This window comes from Paraburkholderia sp. CNPSo 3281, assembly GCF_024206515.1.
GTDB classification, from domain to species: Bacteria; Pseudomonadota; Gammaproteobacteria; order Burkholderiales; family Burkholderiaceae; genus Paraburkholderia; species Paraburkholderia nodosa.
In genome coordinates, this window is the sequence record NZ_JAMBPS010000027.1 from 69,902 (window position 1) to 89,394 (window position 19,493).

At 67.6% G+C, this 19,493-nt stretch carries 20 protein-coding genes; 13 read left to right on the forward strand and 7 right to left on the reverse strand.

Annotated elements, in window-relative coordinates; genetic code table 11:
- Nucleotides 1-9: 9 nt before the first annotated feature.
- Nucleotides 10-942 carry a hypothetical protein gene (locus M3I56_RS24020; RefSeq protein WP_254356133.1) on the forward strand — a complete coding sequence of 311 codons (933 nt, stop codon included), beginning with the start codon at nt 10-12 and terminating at the stop codon, nt 940-942.
- 57 nt (nt 943-999) lie between these two features.
- Here M3I56_RS24020 and M3I56_RS24025 read toward each other — a convergent pair whose 3' ends face one another.
- Entirely contained in the window at nt 1,000-1,617 is a 618-nt protein-coding gene (locus tag M3I56_RS24025) for a LysE/ArgO family amino acid transporter (RefSeq protein WP_254356134.1), read from the reverse strand.
- A 143-nt stretch (nt 1,618-1,760) separates the two neighbouring features.
- Between M3I56_RS24025 and M3I56_RS24030 the strand changes: the two genes are divergently transcribed.
- Together M3I56_RS24030 and M3I56_RS24035 are read left to right on the forward strand one after the other, a co-directional pair.
- Nucleotides 1,761-2,669, forward strand: a complete 909-nt coding sequence (locus tag M3I56_RS24030; protein WP_254356135.1) for a LysR family transcriptional regulator ArgP — start codon at nt 1,761-1,763, stop codon at nt 2,667-2,669.
- Between the two features lie 761 nt (nt 2,670-3,430).
- Complete coding sequence (locus tag M3I56_RS24035) at nt 3,431-3,904, forward strand: DUF3331 domain-containing protein (RefSeq protein WP_051482004.1); 474 nt, start codon at nt 3,431-3,433, stop codon at nt 3,902-3,904.
- Nucleotides 3,905-4,117: 213 nt separating this feature from the next.
- Here M3I56_RS24035 and M3I56_RS24040 read toward each other — a convergent pair whose 3' ends face one another.
- Together M3I56_RS24040 and M3I56_RS24045 are read right to left on the reverse strand one after the other, a co-directional pair.
- Nucleotides 4,118-5,380 (reverse strand): MFS transporter, encoded by a 1,263-nt coding sequence (locus M3I56_RS24040; RefSeq protein ID WP_254356136.1) that lies wholly within the window; start codon nt 5,378-5,380, stop codon nt 4,118-4,120.
- A gap of 11 nt (nt 5,381-5,391) precedes the next feature.
- Entirely contained in the window at nt 5,392-6,423 is a 1,032-nt protein-coding gene (locus M3I56_RS24045; protein ID WP_254356137.1) for a PRC-barrel domain-containing protein, read from the reverse strand.
- A 468-nt stretch (nt 6,424-6,891) separates the two neighbouring features.
- Here M3I56_RS24045 and M3I56_RS24050 point away from each other — a divergent pair, with 468 nt between their 5' ends.
- Nucleotides 6,892-8,295 carry an NCS2 family permease gene (locus M3I56_RS24050; protein WP_254356138.1) on the forward strand — a complete coding sequence of 468 codons (1,404 nt, stop codon included), beginning with the start codon at nt 6,892-6,894 and terminating at the stop codon, nt 8,293-8,295.
- A gap of 83 nt (nt 8,296-8,378) precedes the next feature.
- Here M3I56_RS24050 and M3I56_RS24055 read toward each other — a convergent pair whose 3' ends face one another.
- Nucleotides 8,379-8,774: a hypothetical protein gene (locus M3I56_RS24055; protein ID WP_254356139.1), complete on the reverse strand. Its 396-nt coding sequence runs from the start codon at nt 8,772-8,774 to the stop codon at nt 8,379-8,381.
- 140 nt (nt 8,775-8,914) lie between these two features.
- Between M3I56_RS24055 and M3I56_RS41405 the strand changes: the two genes are divergently transcribed.
- The 3 genes from M3I56_RS41405 to M3I56_RS24070 are packed head-to-tail and all read left to right on the forward strand — an operon-like array spanning nt 8,915 to nt 10,481.
- Nucleotides 8,915-9,367, forward strand: a complete 453-nt coding sequence (locus M3I56_RS41405) for a metalloregulator ArsR/SmtB family transcription factor (protein ID WP_254356140.1) — start codon at nt 8,915-8,917, stop codon at nt 9,365-9,367.
- Nucleotides 9,301-9,705 carry an SRPBCC domain-containing protein gene (locus M3I56_RS24065; RefSeq protein ID WP_254356160.1) on the forward strand — a complete coding sequence of 135 codons (405 nt, stop codon included), beginning with the start codon at nt 9,301-9,303 and terminating at the stop codon, nt 9,703-9,705. The genes M3I56_RS41405 and M3I56_RS24065 overlap by 67 nt, the downstream gene beginning before the upstream one ends.
- Before the next feature lie 35 nt (nt 9,706-9,740).
- Nucleotides 9,741-10,481, forward strand: coding sequence for a thioredoxin family protein (locus M3I56_RS24070; RefSeq protein ID WP_254356141.1), 741 nt, complete (start codon nt 9,741-9,743; stop codon nt 10,479-10,481).
- 75 nt (nt 10,482-10,556) lie between these two features.
- Here M3I56_RS24070 and M3I56_RS24075 read toward each other — a convergent pair whose 3' ends face one another.
- Nucleotides 10,557-10,739, reverse strand: a complete 183-nt coding sequence (locus M3I56_RS24075) for a hypothetical protein (RefSeq protein WP_028208331.1) — start codon at nt 10,737-10,739, stop codon at nt 10,557-10,559.
- A gap of 106 nt (nt 10,740-10,845) precedes the next feature.
- Nucleotides 10,846-11,760, reverse strand: coding sequence for an NAD-dependent epimerase/dehydratase family protein (locus tag M3I56_RS24080; protein WP_254356142.1), 915 nt, complete (start codon nt 11,758-11,760; stop codon nt 10,846-10,848).
- Between the two features lie 115 nt (nt 11,761-11,875).
- On the opposite strand from M3I56_RS24080, the gene M3I56_RS24085 reads away from it, so the two are divergent.
- The 4 genes from M3I56_RS24085 (at nt 11,876) to M3I56_RS24100 (ending at nt 16,109) form a co-directional block, all read left to right on the forward strand.
- Nucleotides 11,876-12,808 (forward strand): LysR family transcriptional regulator, encoded by a 933-nt coding sequence (locus M3I56_RS24085; RefSeq protein ID WP_254356143.1) that lies wholly within the window; start codon nt 11,876-11,878, stop codon nt 12,806-12,808.
- A gap of 124 nt (nt 12,809-12,932) precedes the next feature.
- Nucleotides 12,933-14,468 carry a histidine ammonia-lyase gene (hutH, locus tag M3I56_RS24090; protein ID WP_254356144.1) on the forward strand — a complete coding sequence of 512 codons (1,536 nt, stop codon included), beginning with the start codon at nt 12,933-12,935 and terminating at the stop codon, nt 14,466-14,468.
- 50 nt (nt 14,469-14,518) lie between these two features.
- The gene (gene hutC, locus M3I56_RS24095) at nt 14,519-15,214 is read left to right on the forward strand and encodes a histidine utilization repressor (RefSeq protein WP_028206866.1); all 696 of its coding nucleotides are present in this window, start codon (nt 14,519-14,521) and stop codon (nt 15,212-15,214) included.
- A 244-nt stretch (nt 15,215-15,458) separates the two neighbouring features.
- Nucleotides 15,459-16,109 (forward strand): hypothetical protein, encoded by a 651-nt coding sequence (locus tag M3I56_RS24100; RefSeq protein ID WP_254356145.1) that lies wholly within the window; start codon nt 15,459-15,461, stop codon nt 16,107-16,109.
- A gap of 35 nt (nt 16,110-16,144) precedes the next feature.
- Here M3I56_RS24100 and M3I56_RS24105 read toward each other — a convergent pair whose 3' ends face one another.
- The gene (locus M3I56_RS24105; RefSeq protein WP_254356146.1) at nt 16,145-17,023 is read right to left on the reverse strand and encodes a LysR substrate-binding domain-containing protein; all 879 of its coding nucleotides are present in this window, start codon (nt 17,021-17,023) and stop codon (nt 16,145-16,147) included.
- A 142-nt stretch (nt 17,024-17,165) separates the two neighbouring features.
- On the opposite strand from M3I56_RS24105, the gene M3I56_RS24110 reads away from it, so the two are divergent.
- Nucleotides 17,166-18,416: an aminotransferase class I/II-fold pyridoxal phosphate-dependent enzyme gene (locus tag M3I56_RS24110; RefSeq protein WP_375541782.1), complete on the forward strand. Its 1,251-nt coding sequence runs from the start codon at nt 17,166-17,168 to the stop codon at nt 18,414-18,416.
- Between the two features lie 89 nt (nt 18,417-18,505).
- Complete coding sequence (locus M3I56_RS24115; protein WP_254356147.1) at nt 18,506-19,492, forward strand: AraC family transcriptional regulator; 987 nt, start codon at nt 18,506-18,508, stop codon at nt 19,490-19,492.
- Nucleotide 19,493 lies beyond the last annotated feature (1 nt).

Genomic DNA, 19,493 nt, shown 5'->3' on the forward strand with positions numbered 1-19,493 from the left:
GGAAACCTGATGATCGTGCGCAGAAAGGCTCAAGGCATCGCGGGCGAGGCAGAGGAGGCCGGGCGAACGCGCTTGCGCGCCCGGCCGCGATACGCGCGCCTGGCATGCGCGGGGCTGTGCGCGCTCGCTGCCGCCGGTTGCACGTTACAGGTGCCCGCGCACGCGGACGCGCTCGCGCAAGGCATCGTCTGGCAGCCCGACAACGACCATCTCGACTTGCGCGGCGACTGGGACCGGTTGGGCGTCAACGAGCTGCTGGTGCAATGGATCGCCGTGGACGACGTCGCGTTCATGGCGGGCGCGGGCATTCCCGCGCCGCGCGTGCCCGACTGGGTGCGCATTGGCAACGAACCGTGGGCGCGCGGCGTGATCGTCGGCCTCGCGGGCTATTCGGACGAGAAGAAAGCGCGCGAGAACCTCGAAACGCTTGTCGACCGTTCGCTCAAGCTCGCGGCCGTGCGGCCGCCCGTGCACATCACGGGCTGGTATTTTCCGGTCGAAGTCGATCCCACCTGGACCGACGCGCCCCGCATGGCGCCGCTGCTGGAGAAGCTGCCGCATCCGCTGTGGATCAGCGTGTACGACACCAGCAACATCGGCGGCGAGGCGTTCGCGAAATGGCTCGACGGCTGGCTGCCGCGCGATGTCGGCGTGTTGCTGCAGGACGGCTGCGGCGTTTATGCGCGCGGCCCGGCGGCGGCGCGCGCATATGCAGATGCCTTGTCCGCGCGTTTGGGCCACAAGCGCGTACGCATCATCGCGGAGGCGTTCCGTCCCAAACAGGGCGGGGGCTTTCGCGCCGCCACGGCCGCCGAGCTGGCGCCGCAGCTCGAGGCGTATCACGGTTATCGCGTGTATCTCTTCGACGGGCCGCACTACATGTCGCCGGAACTCGTCGAGGGCCTGCTGCAGCAGCAGAAGGCGAGGGGCGCGGCGCAGTAGCGGGTCATATGGAAAACGCGGCGAAAGCGCCACCCGCGCGCGGCGCTTTCGCGGACCTCAGCGCAATTGCGCAAAGGCGATCAACAGCACCATACCGCCGATGGCGCCGTCGAGCACGCGCCATGCACCCGCACGCCGGAACAGCGGCGCGAGCGCACGCGCGCCGTAGCCTAGCGCGACGAACCACACTGCGCTCACCGACATCGCGCCGATCGCGAAGGCGAGGCGGCTGCCCTGCGGTTCTCGCGCGCCGGCCGTGCCGATCAGCAGGAAGGTGTCGAGATACACGTGCGGATTGAGCCAGGTGAACGCGAGCGTCATGAGGATGATCGGCCACGCGCGCTGCTCAGGCGCATCCGCCGCGGCATGGCTCTCCAGCACCGCGTGCGAAGGACGCACCGCACGGCGCAGCGCGCCGATGCCGAACCACACGAGCCAGGCGAGCCCCACGTACAGCACGATGTGCACGAAGGTCGGATAGCGTTCGACGAGCGCCGAGGCGCCGCCCACCCCCGCGCCGATCAGCACGAAGTCGGACAGTGCGCAGAGCAGGACGATCTTGCCGACGTGCGAGCGCAGGATGCCCTGACGCAGCACGAACGCATTCTGTGCGCCGATCGTGACGATGAGCGAGGCGCAGAGCGCCGCGCCGTGAGTGAAAGCGAGCCAGTTCATGACGGTTGCGGACAAGGTAGGAACGCGGGCGGCGCGGTGCGCGGCGCCTGCGGTCATTGGACATCGACAGGGAATGGCGCTAGTCTGCCGCCAGGAGCCGCATAAGCAAAGCTCATTTTCATTAACCGGATTAAGGAACGCTAATGCTCGACTATGCCTTGCTCGATGCGCTCGCCGCCGTCGTGCGGCATGGCTCGTTCGATCGCGCCGCGGGGGCGCTCAACGTCACGCCGTCGGCGGTTTCGCAGCGCGTGAAGCTGCTGGAGGAGCGCGTGGGCACCGTGCTCGTGAAGCGCGGCCAGCCCTGCGTCGCGACGGCTTCCGGCGCGCTGCTGTGTCGTCACACGGAGCGCGTGCAGTTGCTCGAGGCGGAGCTGGGCGGGGCGATGCCGACCTTCACGAGCGCGCTGGGCGCGGCGCGGCCGACGCTGCGGGTGGCCGTCAACGACGACAGCGTGGGCACCTGGTTCATCGACGCCGTGGCGGGCTTCTGCGTCGAGCGCGGCATTCTGCTCGACCTCGTGATCGACGACCAGGATCACACCGCGCAACGCATGCGCGACGGCAGCGTGCAGGGCGCCGTCACGACGCAGGCCGAGCCCGTGCAGGGCTGCCGCTCGACCCGGCTCGGTCGCATGCGCTACCTCGCCGTGTGCTCGCCGGCGTTTTTCGAGCGGCATTTCGCGCAAGGCGTGACGCGCGACACGCTGCGCCACGCGCCGTGCGTCGAGTTCAATCCCAAGGATCAATTGCAAAAGCGCTTCATTCGCCGCATCACGCGCGCGCAGATCGACGCGCCGCTGCACTGGATTCCCCATGTGGCGGGGTTTCTGCGCTGTTGCCTGAACGGCCTGGGCTGGGGCATGTGCCCCGAGCGCATGATCGCGCCGCATCTCGCGCGCGGCGAACTCGTCGAACTCACGCCCGGGCGGGCGCTCGACGTCGACCTCTACTGGCAGAGCTGGCGGCTTTCCATTGGCTGGCTCGATGAATTCGGCGCCATGCTCAAGGTACGCGCCGGCGAATTTCTCGATCAGGGCCGCGGCACGTAAGACGCGAGCCGCGCGATATCTTCATTCGTTTGTCTTTATCCGCGGATTCAATAGTGGTTTAGTGTGCATACTTTCGGTGCGGATCATAGTGCTTGTAACATCACCGTTTTGTTGCTATTCCTCTCGTGCGAGTTGCACAATGGCCGCATTGGCGCGCGCCAAAGCGCTAAAGCAATATCTGGAATCCATTAATTGCTTTTCGAATAGTGGAATGCCTCGATATTCCAGGGGGCGTGGACAATGCAAGCTTCGTGCGAGAATTGCGCGTTCAATAGACTGACGTTTAGTATGTGATATGTCTGATGCACCTAGGTCGAATAGGTGGTTGCGTTTCATTGATCGGTCACATCCCGTATGTAAGAGTGGAGACGTCGCGATGCCGGTAAAGACCGCGAGACCGGCCATGGGCGGGCATTCAGGGCTTTATGTATGCACGGGGCGCAGCGGGCGCTGTAACAATTCAGTTATGTGGAAAAGTCGCACGAGTAGTGACATCCCGACGGAAACCGGTTATTTTTTCCGCGATGAGATTGTTAAGTATCATCAAATCGGAAAAAAAGTTCACGGATGTAAAGAAACCAACATTGGAGGCTTACAGTCGGAACTGAAAGCTCTGCCATCTCGTTTTTTGCGTTTAGCATTATCGTGTGAAAATTGCATTTTCCCTGTGGATTGCGAGTTGGACACGCTATAATCCGGACGTGGCAGAGTGCATATTCGACCGGCATATTTGAATCGTTTCCACGTGCACGAGGTGCATTATGACGAAATTAGATACCGGCAGCGTTTGGCAACAAACCATTGACCTTCTGTCCGCGGCTTCCGAGCCGCTAAGCCTGGACAGCGAATTCGAAGGCGGCAGAAGCTGCAAACCGGTACCCATCACACGCGGCGCATCGGAGGCGGCCAACCGGCGGCGCGCCACCGTCCGTTCGTGGGATGCGCAGGGCATCACCTTGATCCGGCGGCATGATCCGGACAGCATCACCGTTTGCTGGAGCGACGCCACCTATGGCCGCTACTCCGACCAGTTGTGGCGTGTCTGCACGGCGCGCCGCAGCGCCGTTTGCGCGCTGACCGGCGAGAAGATCCGCCGCGGCGACGCGGTGTTCCGGCCGAGCCCGAATCGCCGTCATCGCCCGGCCAATGCCGACGCGATGATCCTCGCGAGCAAGCTCGACAATCTGCCCAACGCCGTGGTCGCGGCGCGTCTGGACGAGGCGCTGGCCGCCTGAGTGGCGTCCCCGGGCGCACCGGCCGCCCGCGCGGGTAGGCCACCCGCCGCTCACATGTCGCGGCCGGTCACACCTCGTCATTCCCATGTCATAAAGCTGCACAAGAACAAAACGGCGCCCCGAGGGGCGCCGAGTTCGTTGGCAGGGAGAAAGGCGGGTCGCCACCGTGCGCCGGCGCAGGCGCAACCGGCGCCCGCCCCGGCGGCGCACCCCTCAGACGGTGGCGTCGCGGGCGTTTTCCTCTTCGAGCGCGTCGCGCGTCTCGGGCATCGCCAGCCAAACCATCAGCACCGCCGCGGCGCCCGCGCTCGCGAGCGCGAGGAAGCTCACCGTATTGCCCAGGTGATCGGCGATAAAGCCGGCAAGCGCAGTCGAAAGCGTCGCCCCGATCCCCGCGGAAAGTCCGAAGAGCCCGATACAGAGGTTGTAGCGGCCTTTGCCGCCCGCCACGTCGGCGGCGATGAGCGGCAGCATCACGCCGAACACGGCGGCCGAAAGGCCGTCGAGCATCTGCACCGGCACGAGGAAGTACGGGTTGCCGACGGCGGCGAATAGCAGCGCCCGCAGCGGCAGCGCGCAAAAGCCCAGAATCAGCACGGGGCGGCGCCCCCAGGCCTGCGCGGTGCGGCCTACCCAGGGCGACATCAACGCGACGATCGCTTGAGGCACGATGATGCACGCCGCGATCACGAGCTGAACGTTGTCGCCCATGCCGGCCGTCACTTCGCCGGCGGCCAGGTTGAGCATCGCGGCGTTCGAGAGGTGGAACAGCACCACACAGGCCGCGAAGGTCAGCATGCGCCGGTCGCGCAGCAGGTCGAAGATCGTTTCGCGAGATTCGCCTGAGCCCGCGGCCGCGCCGGCCGCGCCGGCCTTGCCGGGCTTGGCCGCGGGTTTGGCGTAGGCGGCGTTCTGGTCGTATTTGATCATCGCGAGCGCAACGAGCGCGGGCAACGCGAGCGCGGCCGTCAGCCAGAACACGGAGCGCGGCGACCAGTACTCGCCGCACAAGCCCATCAGGCCGGCGGCCACCGCGCTGCCGATCGAGGCCCAGCGCGCGTTGCGGCCGAGCCGGTCACCCAGGTTCTGGCGGCCCACCAGCGCGAGCGCGAGCGCCGCCATGGCCGGCACGAGCATGCAACTGGCGAAGCCGTGGAAAATCTCGGCGGCCATCACCGCCACGACGGTCGGGCTCGAGGCGAGCAGCACGGCCGAGATGATGATCGCGATGATCGCCCACGCGGCGGCGGCCTTCTTGTTGCGCAGGGCGTCCACAGCCGCGCCGCCCGGCACCTGGCTCACCATCGCGCTGATCGTGCCAACTGACAGCGCGAGGCCGATCTCGCCCTGGGTCCACTTGTGCGACGCCAGATACGAGGCAATGAACGGCCCGAAGCCCGTTTGCACGTTCGCGACGAAGAAGTTCAGCCAGTCGAGCGCGCGCACGCTGCGCTGGTCTGGATTGGGTTGTTGCATGGTGCCGTCCGTCATTTGGCACCGTGGGCATTGGCTGCGGAGGCGACGGGCGAGGCAGCGGGCGCGGCTTGCGCAGCCGGGGCGGCGGCCGGGGCCGGGGCCGGCGGCGGGGCAGCAGGCGTCACCGCGTGCACCGGCTGGTCGGGCGCGTAGGGCGGCGAGGCGTCCACCTGCTGATCGCTCATTTCGAGCTGCGCTTCGAGCGTGTTGTTCTTCGTGACGAAGTGCAGCGCCGACCAGTCGGCCGCGATCGTATGACGTTTCTCGAGCGTGCCGCTCACGTCGAGCACGACGGCCTGCGGGGCGGCACTGCCGTCGAGCAGCACGTCCACCACGCGGCCCACCTTGCCGCCGTTGGCGCGTTCCACGTCCGCGTCGAGCATGGGCAGCCGCGTCGCGCTCGCCTCGGGGTTGCCGGGCTGCGGCGCACCGGCCTTGGGCCGGTCGGGCACCTGCAGCTGGTTCGCCGGCAGGGCGAGCGTGATGGCGGGCGTCTTCGCCTGGGTATTCACGCGCACGCCGCTCCACGGGAAGTTGGCCTTGCGGTCGCCAATGCCCATGAACCCCTGCAGGTTCACCACGACGTCGACGGGCTTGCCGCCGGGGCCCGTGACCATGTCGACGGCGCGGCCCACGACCTTGCCGTCGGTCTTTTGCACTTCGCTGTCGAGCAGCGTGCGGAAAGTGCCGCGCTCGAGCGTGCGCACCTGCACGATCGGCGCCGGGGGCGGCGCCGGCGGGGCGCTTGCGGGCGCGGGCGGCAGCGGCGCCGGACGGCGGCGGTGCACCGGCGCGGGGCGCGGCTTCTTCGGCGCCGGCTTCGTTGTACTCTCCGTCTCCGGCTCGCTCGCCGCCTCGGGCGCGGACGCGGCCTCGGGTTCGCTCGCGGCCGGCTCGGGCTCCGTGGCCACGGGCGCTTCCGGCTCGGGCGGCGGGGCCGGCCGGAACAGGCTGCAACCCGAAAGCGTGAGCAGCATCAGCAGCGTCAGGGCGGACGGAAAGTGAATAGCAGGACGTGTGGAACGCAAGAAGCCGCGTCTCATCTACTGAAACTCCTTGGAGCGGCCGGCGCGACGCGCGCGCGGCAGGGGGAAACCAGGTCGGGATGCGTGAGTGTAACCCGCGCACCGGCCTGATCCGCTTAATGACGGCGTGGGCGACCAGCGTGGGCGACCGCGCTTCGTCATACGAAACCGGCCCCGGTCCGCGTGGCAACGGCCCGCTTTGCAGCCAGGTGTAAACGCGGGGCCGCCCCGCGCGCCGCGCCCTGTACACGGGCATATAAGCATCGCGGCATGAACTCAATGCGACTCGTGCGATGGGAGCGCAAATCGTGTTCGCCTAACCTTCGCTCCATCCATAAAGAGATGTCAAAACGATGAGCGCCGGGAAGTTTAAAAAGGCGCCGGCAACGCGTCGACACGACTAATTCAATCGAGACGAAAACCTGATGACGGATCGGCTGGTGAGCCGTGAACCGTTTCAGCGTGCTGATAAAGGAGGCACTCACCATGATCGAACCCCACGCGCAGCAGCTCGCCAGTGCGACCGCCGCCGATGTCGAGTCCGTAGATTCATTGGGCCCGGCCTCGGGATTCATCGACCGTTATTTCGACATTGCCGCGCGCGGCAGCTCGCTGCGTCAGGAGGCGATTGCGGGCGTCACGACCTTCCTCGCGATGGTCTATTCCGTGTTCGTCGTGCCGGGCATGCTCGGCAAGGCGGGCTTCGACACCAGCGCCGTGTTCGTGGCCGTGTGCCTGACCACGGCGTTCGGCTCGCTGCTCATGGGCCTGTGGGCGCGGCTGCCGATCGCCATCGGCTGCGCCATTTCACTGACGGCGTTCACCGCCTTCGGCCTCGTGCTCGGCAAGGGGCTGAAGCCCGAAGTGGCGCTCGGCGCGGTGTTCCTCATGGGCCTCGTGTTCACGGGCATTTCGGTGACGGGCGTGCGCTCGTGGATCCTGCGCAACCTGCCGCACGGCATCGCGCATGGGACGGGCATCGGCATCGGCCTGTTCCTGCTGCTGATCGCCGCCAATGACGTCGGCCTCGTCGTCAAGAATCCGGGCGCGGGCCTGCCGGTCTCGCTCGGCCATATCACCTCGCTGCCCGTGATCCTCTCCGTGGTCGGCCTTGCCGCGATCTTCGGCCTCGTGCGCCGCCGCGTGCCGGGCTCGATCCTGATCGTGATCGTCGCGATCTCGGTGCTCGGTCTCGCCATCGATCCGGCCGTGAGCTTTCATGGCGTGTTCGCGTGGCCTTCGCTGTCGGCGCCGGGCCATGCCTCGCTGATTGGCGCGATGGACATCAAGGGTGCGCTCTCGCTCGCCGTGCTGCCGAGCGTGCTCGCGCTCGTGATGACGGCCGTGTTCGACGCCACCGGCACGATCCGCGCCGTGGCGGGGCAGGCGGGCCAGCTCGACGCGAACGGGCGCATCGTCAACGGCGGGCGCGCGCTCACGGCCGACTCGGTCAGCTCGATCTTCTCGGGCTTTCTTGGCGGCGCGCCGGCGGCGGCCTATATCGAGTCGACAGTGGGGGTGGCCGCGGGTGCGAAGACGGGCCTCGCCGCCGCCACGGTGGGCGTGCTGTTCCTCGCGGTGATGTTCTTCGCGCCGCTCGCGGGCCTCGTGCCCTCGTATGCAACGGCGCCCGCGCTGATGTACGTCGGCCTCATGATGCTCTCGAGCGTGAGCCGCCTCGACATGGCTGATATGGTCGACGCGATGTCGGGCCTCGTGTGCGCCGTGTTCATCGTGCTCACGGCGAACATCGTCACAGGCATCATGCTGGGCTTCTGCACGCTCGTGATCGGCCGCGTGGTGAGCGGCGAGATCCGCAAGCTGAACGTGGGCACGGTGGTGATCGCCGGCGTGCTGGCCACGTTCTACCTGGGCGGCTGGGCCATCTGAAAAGTCGGATGACCCGGTCATCGCCCAGCGGCCACGGCGGCCCGTCCGGGCCGTGTGGCTTTTGCGCGCTACTTTTTAGCGCATTACTCCGGCAGCACGCTGTTGTGCCCCTTGCCCGATTTGCGCGGCTTACGTGGCTTAGGCTCCACGCCGATGCGCGGGTCGCGCGCGAGGACGAGCGCGCGCAACTGCGCGGCAGTATCTTCGAACGCCGCATCGGCTTGCGGCACATAGAGCCATTTGCCGAGCACGGGGTGCGCTCGCAACGCCGGCATCGCTTCGATGAGCGACGCATGGCGCTCCCGCGACGTGCAGACCAGCACGCCGTTGAACGGCGGGTCGCGGTCGGCGGCCACGAGGCACAGCAGGCCGTCCAGATACGCGGCGTCGCAGCCGAACATGGGCTTGCGCAGGTAGCCGGGCTCGCGCTCGAAGGCGTCGAAGATCCAGAGCAGCGAGTTGCGGATTTTGGACGGCATGGCGTGACGTGGCAAAGAGAGCAGGGCGGGGCGCGCAGAAATCGCCATTCTAGTGGCGGCGATGCCTCCTTGCGCGCCGCTGCTGGCGAATGACCTACGCATTCCTTGACATCGCTTGTTCGTCGCCTATGCTAAACCACATGGTTAAGTATGAAGACGCTACCCTCGACCGCACCTTCGCGGCGCTCGCCGATCCCACTCGGCGCGCGCTGCTCGCACGCCTCGCGCAGCACGACGAACTCTCGGTGAGCGCGCTCGCGCAGCCGTTTGCGATGTCGCTGCCCGCGGTCATGAAGCATCTGGACGTTCTCGCTCAGGCGGGCCTCGTCACGCGCGCGAAAACCGGGCGCACCGTGGCGTGCCGGCTCGCCGCGGGGCCGATGGAGGACGCGATGCAGTGGCTCGCGCACTATCAACGCTTCTGGAGTGAAACGCTCGATCGACTCGCCGCTTTCGTGGAGGAAGATGCATGTCTACCCAACCCGCAGCCGGCCCCGGCGCTGCCCCTCAAGCTCCCAGCCTCACCATCCGGCGACGCCTCAACGCCACGGCCGCGAAGGTCTACGCCGCGTGGACCCAGCCGTCGCAACTGATGCGCTGGATGCAGCCGCTCGACACGACCTGCATTCACGCCGAAGCCGACGTGCGCGTGGGCGGGCGCTTTCGCGTGATCCTGCGCGCCGCGAACGGCGAGGACCACGACGTGAGCGGCACCTATCTCGAAGTCGTGCCCGACGAAAAGCTCGTATTCACGTGGGCGTGGCGCAGCACACCGGAGCGCGAGTCGCTCGTCACGGTGACGCTGCGCGCCGACGGGGCCGCCACTGACCTCACGCTCAAGCACGAACGCTTCTTCGACGAAGCGGCGCGCGACTCGCACAACGAGGGCTGGACGAGTTCGATCGATCAACTGGTGGCGCTGTTCGACTGAACGGCGCTCATTCAAGCGCAAGGAGGAATCGAAAGATGGAATCGCACAATATCGTTTCGCAGACCGAATGGCTGGAAGCCCGCAAGGCGCTTCTCGCCGAAGAGCGCGCTTTCACGCACGCACGGGACGCGCTGGTGGCGAAGCGCCAGGCGCTGCCGTGGGTGAAGGTCGACAAGACTTATACGTTCGAGACACCGCAAGGCCCGCGCACGCTTGCGCAGCTATTCGGGCCGCGCAGCCAGCTGATCGTTTATCACTTCATGCTCGGGCCGGATTGGGAAGAGGGGTGCCCAGGCTGCTCGTTCCTGTCCGACCACGTGGACGGCATGCTGCCGCATCTGGAGCATCACGACGTGACTTACGTGGCCGTTTCGCGCGCGCCGCTCGCGAAGATCGAGGCGTTCAGGCAACGCATGGGCTGGCGTTTTCCGTGGGTATCGTCACATGCGAGCGACTTCAATTTCGACTATCACGTGTCGTTCAGCGAGGCCGACAAGGCGCGCGGCAAGGCGATCTACAACTACGCCGAGCAGGACTACATGAGCGACGAACTGCCCGGCGTCAGTGCGTTTTATCGCGATGAAGCGGGCAACGTGTACCACACGTATTCGACGTACGCGCGAGGCGGGGAGATGCTGATCGGCACGTACGCGATGCTCGAGCTGACCGCAAAGGGACGCAACGAAGACAAGGACATGCGCGAGTGGATGCGCCACCACGATCGCTATGAAGACGCACCCGCGCCGTCGTCGTGCTGTGCGCACGAGAACCCGTAGTTGCGTTGGGCGGACAGTTGTTAGCGCAACGAAAGAAAGCGGCGCCGGTCGCGAAAGAATCGTGAAACAAGCGCGCTAGAGCGACATCTCGAACGCAGGGCGCAGCAGCACTTCGATGGCCATCACGATGAGTCCCATCGCGCCGGCGGCGAGCGTCAGCGTGCCGTATTCATCGTAGCGCGTGTCGTAGAGGCACGCGACGATGAACAGGACGGCCAGCAGATTGGTCAGCCAGTAGAAGTTCAGCGCGAGTAGCATCGGCGTATCCGGTGCCGGCGCGCAACGCGCCGGCGGCTAGTGCAAGACGCTCGAATTCTAGCGGGGCGACCTTACGGATACGCAACAATTACGTGCGCTACAACACTTATTTTTGCGCGATCGGCACTTTCGGCATTTCTGCGCGGATCCAGTCCGTGACCGAGGTGCGCTGCGACTGCCAGCCGAGCAGCGTGCGGGCGCGCTCGCCGCGCACGCGGCTGTTCGAGCCGAGGCCGTACGACGCCATTTCGTAGCCCCATTCCTCGATCGCGGCTTCGAGCGGCCAGTCCTGCGGCGCGCCCAAACCCATCACATCGGCGAGCGCCGTGGTCATGTCGCGGAAGTTCGCTTCGCCGCTTTCCACGAAGTAGAACGTGCCCGCCGGCGTGTTTTCGAGCGCGAGGCGATAGAGTTCGGCCACGTCGTCGACATGCACATTCGACCAGATGTTCAGGCCGCGCCCCACGTGACGCATCACGCCGCTCTTCTGCGCCTGGCGGATGAGCCGCGGCAGCTGCACGCTCGCGGCTCCCGGCACCGCGCCCACGCCATAGATCAGCGTGTTGCAGAGCACGGCGCTCTTCACGCTGCGCGCCGCGGCCGCGAGCACGAGATTGTCGATGGCCACGCGCGGCGCCTTGTCGGCGGTCGGTTCGGGCAGGGCGTCCTCGCGATAGATGCGCTCGGTCGCCTCGCCGCCCGACGCGTCGCCCACGATGCTCGAGCCGCTCGTGTGCAGGAGCGGCTTGCCGGAGCCTTCGAGCGCGTCGATCAGCGCCTCGACCGCGCCGCGGTGGTCGCTGCTCGCGGCGTTGATCACGGCGTCGGCGGCGCGCGCTTCTGCCATCAGCGTCGCGCGGTCGTCGAGATCGCCCTGCACGGGCGTGATGCCGAGCTTCTCGAGGTCGGCGAACTGTTCGGGCCGGCGCACGAGGCCGCGCACCGTGTGGCCCGCGCGCACGAGATGCGCCGCGATCGAGCCGCCGATAAACCCGCCTGCGCCTGTCACGAATACTTTCATGGGTGGCTCCTGGTCCTGTCTTGATTGCGATGGAAGCCAGTATCGGGGTATCCGGGTTTTGCAAAAACCGTGTTAGTCTCAAATGAATATTGACTGCGGATCAAGAATAGCCACGATGAAGACGTCGACCGACGAACTGCTCGTATTCGTCACCGTGATCGACGCGGGGTCGATCACCGCCGCGGCCGAAAAGCTCGAGCAGACCGTCTCGGGCGTGAGCCGCGCGCTGACGCGGCTCGAAAAGCAGCTGGGCGTCGCGCTGATCCTGCGCACCACGCGGCGCCTGCAACTCACCGAAGAGGGCGAACTGTTCCTCGATCGCGCCCGCGCCATTCTCGCGGCGTTAGCCGATGCCGAGGAGGCCGTGACGCGCCACCGCGAGCGCCCCTCCGGGCGGTTGCGTGTGGATGCGGCCACGCCGTTCATGCTTCACTGCATCGTGCCGCACGTCGCGGCGTTCGCCGACGCTTATCCCGAGATCGAACTCGAACTCACGAACAACGAGCGCATCGTCGATTTGCTGGAGCAGCGCGTGGATATCGCCATTCGCATCGGCACGCTGCAGGACTCCACGCTTCACGCACGCTCGCTCGGCACGAGCCGTTTGCGCATTGTCGCGAGTCCCGGCTATCTCGCGGCGCACGGCACGCCGCGCAGTGTTGCCGCGTTGCGCGAGCATCGGCTGATCGGCTTTACGGCGCCCGCGCATCTGAACGGCTGGCCGCTGCGGGTGGCTGGCGGCGACGCAACGCGCGCGGCCGCGAAGACCCCGGAGACCGAATCCGGCTACACGATCGCGCCCGCGCTTTTGGCGTCGAGCGGCGAGACGATACGCCAGCTCGCGCTTGCCGGCAGCGGTATTGCGTGCCTGTCCGACTTCCTCACCACGGCCGACCGCGAGGCGGCCCGCCTCGTCACCGTGCTCGACGACGCGCTGATCGAATCGCGCCAGCCGATCCACGCCGTCTACTACCGCAGCGCGGCCCTTGCGGCGCGCGTGCAATGCTTTCTCGCGTTTATTGGGGGCAGGCTGCAACTCGACGCTTGACGGGCACTAGCGGCGCTCTCGTGGATAGTCCCAGGCTACAGGGGCCGCAAAGGGGAGTTGTATAGACAGGCGCGCCAGGCTAGACTTCGGCCACTTTCGCGACTTGTATAGACAGGATTCGACCATGCTCCCGACCCTTCGCCTTACGCCCGGCCATCTGACCCTGCCCCAACTGCGCCAGATCGCGCGCGAGGCAGTGCGGCTCGAGCTCGATCCGGCCAGCTTCGCGGCCATCGACGCGGGCGCGCGCGCCGTCGCCGAGATCACGGCGAAGGGCGAGCCCGCCTACGGCATCAATACGGGCTTCGGGCGTCTGGCGAGCACGCATATCCCGAACGACCAGCTCGAACTCCTGCAACGCAATCTGGTGCTCTCGCACGCCGTGGGCGTGGGTGCGCCGATGTCGCGTCCCGTCGTGCGTCTGCTCATGGCGCTGAAGCTGTCGAGCCTGGGCCGCGGCTATTCGGGCATCCGCCGCGAAGTGATGGACGCGCTCATCACGCTGTTCAATGCCGACGTGCTGCCGCTCATTCCCGTGAAGGGCTCGGTGGGCGCCTCGGGCGACCTCGCGCCGCTGGCGCATATGTCGGCGGTGCTGCTCGGCATCGGCGAGGTGTTCATCCGCGGCGAGCGTGCCAGCGCCGAAGCCGGTCTCGCGGCTGCGGGCCTCAAGCCGCTCGCGCTGCAGGCGAAGGAAGGTCTCGCGCTGCTCAACGGCACGCAGGCTTCCGCCGCGCTCGCCATCTACAACATGTTCGCGATCGAAGACCTGTACCGCACGGCACTCGTCTCGGGCGCGCTCTGCGTGGATGCGGCGGCAGGTTCGGTCAAGCCGTTCGACGCGCGCATTCACGAACTGCGCGGCCATCGCGGCCAGATCGAGGCGGCCGCGGCCTATCGCACGCTGCTCGAAGGCTCGGCGATCAACCTCTCGCACCGCGACTGCGGCAAGGTTCAGGACCCGTACTCGCTGCGCTGCCAGCCGCAGGTGATGGGCGCGTGCCTCGACCAGATGCGCCACGCGGCGCAGGTGCTGCTCATCGAAGCGAACGCGGTCTCGGACAATCCGCTGATCTTCCCGGAAACGAACGAAGTGCTCTCGGGCGGCAACTTCCACGCTGAGCCGGTGGCCTTCGCCGCCGACAATCTCGCGCTGGCCGCCGCCGAAATCGGCGCACTGGCCGAGCGCCGCATCGCGCTGCTCATCGACGCCACGCTCTCGGGCCTGCCGCCTTTCCTCGTGAAGGACGGCGGCGTGAACTCGGGCTTCATGATCGCGCACGTCACGGCGGCTGCACTGGCATCGGAAAACAAGACGCTCGCGCATCCGGCCTCGGTCGATTCGCTGCCGACCTCGGCAAACCAGGAAGACCACGTTTCGATGGCGACGTTCGCGGCGCGCAAGCTCGCGGACATTGCCGACAACACGGCCAACATCCTCGCGATCGAACTGCTCGCTGCGGCCCAGGGCGTGGACCTGCGCGCGCCGCATCACACGAGCCCGGCACTCGCGCATGTGATGCAGTCGGTGCGCGCCGAGGTGCCGCATTACGACCTCGACCGCTACTTCGCGCCGGACATCGAAGCGATTACGCGTCTCGTGCAGAACGGCGCCATCGCTTCGCACAGCCCGTTCGCGTTCGAGTCCGAGGCGCAATAACACGCCATTACGCGCAAGCAGGCGCCACGCCAAAGCAAGGGCCCAACGCGATGAACGCTCCCGCATACCAGGGCATCAAGGACTTCATCCTCGCGCGCATTCACGCAGGTGAATGGAGCGAGGGCGACCAGGTGCCTTCGGAGAACGAACTGGCGCGCGAGTTCAAGGTCGCGCGCATGACCGTGAACCGGGCGCTGCGCGAACTCACCGCGGAACAGGTGCTCACGCGCGTGCAGGGCGCGGGCACCTTCGTCGCGCGGCCCAAGTACGAATCGACGCTCGTCGCCATTCGCAGCATCTCCGACGAAATCCTCGCGCGCGGGCACCGCTACCGCGCCGAGGTGCTCGAGATCGGCGTGCATCGCGCCGACGAGGCGCTCGCGGTCGAAATGGGGCTGGCCGCCAACGACCAGGTGTTCAACTCGCGCGTGCTCCACTTCGAGAACGACGAGCCCGTGCAGCTCGAAGAGCGCTGGGTCAATCCCGCCATCGCGCCCGATTACGCGGCGCAGGACTTCACGCACATCACGCCGAACCAGTACCTCGTGCATGTCGCGCCGCTGCAGGGCGTGGAGTACCGCATCGAGGCGCTCGCCCCCGAGGCGCAAACGCGCGCGCACCTCGCCATGGGCGAAGCCGAACCGTGCCTCGTGCTGCACCGGCGCACCCGCTCGCGCGGGCTCGTCGCTTCGGTCGCCAATCTCTGGCATCCGGGCAGTCGTTATCGCTTCACGGGGCATTTCTAAGGGCCGCGTAGGTGGGCCCGCCCAGGTCGGGCCGCGCAGACTTCTCGGCGCCGCTCGCCGCCATTTCCTCAGTCTTTTCTCTGTGCATGGCCGACTGTCGGCATGCGTCTTGCTCCCTTTGCAGATGGCTGACCCTATTGCCAATTGCGGCGCGCGCATGGGGCCAGACGGCCCGGGAAAGCGCGCATGGTGCGCCGCAGCCCGTATCATTGGCAGATGACGCGAACGAAGGAGGAGCTCCGCAATGGACGATGCCAACGCCACGCTCATGCCGATGTGGCGGGCCAATCTGGCGCTGCTCACGCGCGAGGTCGGGTCGGCCACGCGGCTCGCGCGCATGATGACGTTTTCCGCGAGCCACATGAAGCTGATCGTGTCTGGCGAGCGCGACTTCAGCGCGGAGTTCGTGCGCGGCGTGGAAGCCGTCACGGGCCTGCCCGAAGGCTGGATGGACGTGAAGCACGATAGCGCCGACGTGCCCGACGAGACGCGTGAAGCGATCGCGAGCGAGACGCCGCGCGCTCGCTTTCGCGGCACCGCGCATCCCGTGCGCAAGGCGCCCGTGCTGCGCGTCGAGCCGATCTTCGGCCAGGGCGCGAAGCGCGAGGAAGTGACGGCGACGCCCGAGGCGCACCGGCGTCTCGCGGGCACGCGCAAGATCCGCGATCTCGCGGCGCAGGACGTGCGCAAGCTCGAGCGCTGGCTGAGCGTGCCGCCGGTCGAGCCTGCGGTGCTGCGCTCGCGTATCGAAGACGTGATCAACTACGCCGACCCCGACGATCGCGTGCGCGCCGATCTCGAAGGCCGCCTCGAGCAGATCGAGAAGCATCGCGAAATGCTGCTGCGCCATGTCTCGCGCCTCTACGCGCTGCTTTCGCGGCTGGGTGACGACTGATTGACTGATTCGTTACCCGAATCATCGTCGGAAGATCATCGCTCCTGGACGCGCAGTTCCGCGAGGATCTGGTCGGCGAGAAAGTCGCACGGCGGACGGTTCGAGCGCGCGCTGCGCGCGAGCACCACTTCCAGCTCGGGGAGTGCCGGGAGCCCATGCTGGCGGCCGAGCGTGACGAACGTCTCGGGCACCGCGCAGCGCGCGAGCGGCGCGATCGCGAGACCCGCGGCCACCATGCTGCACAGGCCCATCAGGCTCGGGCTTTCATAGGATGTGCGATAGGCGATCTTCGCGCGCTCCAGCGCCTGGATCGCGTTCGTGTGCGCTACGCTGCCGCCGCCGAAGAGGGCGACCGGCAGCGGCCGCTCGCGCCAGATCTCGCGCCCGCTCGCCGCGCTCACGGCCGCGGGGGGCGCGGCCCACACCATCGGCTCGAAGCGGATGAACTCGCCCGCGAGGCCCCGCGTGCGCGTGATGCAGGCGAGATCGATCTTGTTGTCCTTCAGGAGCGGCATGAGCGCGCTGCTCGGCAGCCCGATCACCTGAATTTCCACCTTCGGCCAGTTTGCCGAGAACTTGCGCAGCACCGGCGGCATGAGCGAGGACGCGTAGTCGTCGGGCACGCCGATCGATACGCGCCCCGTCACCTCCGGATGCGCGAGCGAGGCCCACGCTTCGTCGCGCAACGCGAGCATGCGCCGCGCGTAGGCGATGAGCGTCTGGCCGTCGGGCGTGGGCGTGACGCTGCGCGGCGCGCGGATGAAGAGCGGCTTGCCGATGGATTCCTCGAGCGCGCGGATCTGCATGCTGAGCGCGGCCTGCGAGCGGTGCACGAGCGCGGCGCCGCGCACGAAGCTGCCGGCGTCGGCGACGGCCACCACCATGGCGAGCACGTCGAGGTCGAGGGTCTTCATTGGTATAAGAAAAATTGATCGGAGGCTTCAATATAACGCGTTTGTCTGAACGCGGGGACGCGCCGATACTGGGGCCGTACCGACCCTTCGCGTTGTTCTTTGCGCAGTTATTCGCATCGTCCTTCGCTTTTCGGAGAAGCCCATGTTGATGTCGCCGCCCGTCGATTTGACCTACGAACGATTCCAGCAACTGCAGATGCGGCTCGACATGTCGCGCGGCAAGCCTTCGCCCGAACAACTCGACCTCTCGCAGGCGCTCATCGACGAAGCCGGGCAGGCGGGCTATCGTGCGCGCGATGGCTTCGATTGCCGCAACTACGGCCTGCCGGGCGGCTTGCCCGAGGCGCGCGAACTGGGCGCCGGGCTGCTCGGTGTGCCGGGCGCGCAGGTGATCGCGGCGGGCAATTCGAGCCTCGAACTGATGCACGACGCGCTGACCTTCGCGCTGCTGCACGGCGTGCCGGTGGGCGAGGGCGTGGAGCTTGGCGCGCCGTGGCGAGCGCAGGGCGAGATCGCGTTCCTGTGCCCGGTGCCGGGCTACGACCGTCACTTCGCGATCTGCGAGGCGCTGGGCGTGCGCATGATCGCCGTGCCGATGCGCGAGGACGGCCCCGACATGGACCGCGTGGAGGCGCTCGTGCGCGACGATGCGTCGATCAAGGGGATGTGGTGCGTGCCGCTCTACAGCAACCCGACCGGTGCGATCTGGTCCGACGAGGTGATCCGGCGTCTCGCCGCCATGCCCGCCGCGCCCGACTTCCGGCTCTTCTGGGACGACGCCTACCGCTTCCACCACCTGAGCGACGAAGCGCACACGACGCTCGACGTATTCGAGGCCTGCGCGGCGGCGGGCAACGCCGGGCGCGCGCTGATGTTCGCTTCGCTCTCGAAGGTGACGTTCGGCGGCGGGGCGTTCGCGTGGCTCGCCGCCGCGCCGCGCAACGTGGCGTGGTGGCAGAAGCACTCGGCCGTGCGCACCATCGGGCCGGACAAGCTCAACCAGTTGCGCCACGTGCGCTTCCTGCGCGACCGCGCGACGCTCACCGGGTTGATGGCGCGCCATCGTGCGCTGCTCAAGCCGAAGTTCGATGCGGTCGACGAGGTGTTCCGCGCGCGCCTGACCGACGTGCCCGGCGTGAGCTGGAACGTGCCGCGCGGCGGCTATTTCATCAGCCTTTATGCGCCCGAGGGTTGCGCGCGCCGCACCGTCGAACTCGCGGCGGCGGCGGGACTCGTCCTCACGCCCGCGGGCGCGGCGTTCCCGTATGGCGTCGATCCGCACGACAGTCATTTACGGATTGCGCCATCGTTTCCGGCGCTCGACGAGGTGCGCCTTGCCGCCGAGGGCATCGCGCTGTCGCTGCTGCGCGCCATCGAGGAACGGCGGGCATAGCGGCCAGGGCGGCTCCGGCGGCGCTCGCGTCGATGTGCTACAACGGCAGGCGTAGCCCACGAACGTAGCCAACTTCCCGCGAGGTTGCCGTGCAAGGTCTCGCAGTTTCATTGCAACGCGCGCTCGCCCAGCGCGAGCGCGAAGGCCGCGCCGATAGCGGCCGTGCGCCCACGGCGCGCCCGCTCGCGGCGGGCGCCGGCTGGTCGGTCGACGATGTCGTCTGCACGCTCGGGCCCGGCGACCGGCCCTACGAGGAGCGCCACACGAGCGCGTGCCTCGCCGTCGTGGCGGCAGGCGTGTTCGGCTACCGCAGCGGCAACGCGCGCGCGCTGATGACGCCCGGCGCGCTCATGCTCGGGGAAACCGGCGCCTGCTTCGAATGCGGCCACCGTCACGCGGCGGGCGACCGCTGCCTCTCGTTTCATTACGACCCCGCCTGGCTCGACGAGCAGGCCGCGGCCGCGGGCCTCGCGCCTGGCGCGCGCCGCTGGCGGGCCGCGCGGGTGCCGCCGTTGCGCGCGCTCGCGCCGCTCGTGGCGCACGCTTGCGCCGACGCGCTCGCGCAAGAGCGGCGTCACGCGCCCGGCTTGGGCGCCGCCGCCTGGGATGAAATGGCACTGGAACTCGCGCTCACGACCTTGCGTGTGGTCGCGAGCGGCAAGGACGCGGCGACCCCTGCCGCGCCGGGCGCCGCCGCGGCGGCATGCGTGGTCGCGACGCTGCGCCTGATCGACGAAACGCCCGACGATGCGCATACGCTCGCCAGCCTCGCGAGCGCGGCGGGCGTGAGTGAGTTCTATTTTCTGCGCACCTTCTCGGCGGTGGCGGGTGTGACGCCGCATCAATATCTGCTGCGCGCACGATTGCGCGCCGCTGCGCTGCGTCTTGCCGGCGACGACGAAGCGAAGATCGTCGACGTTGCGCTGGCGAGCGGCTTCAACGATCTGTCGAACTTCAACGCGGCGTTTCGCACGGAGTTCGGCGCGAGTCCCCGCGCATGGCGTGCCGCGCAGCGCGAGCGCCATCTCGCGCAGACCTCATGGCCGAACGCCGCGCAAGCGGCGCCGCGCGCCTGAA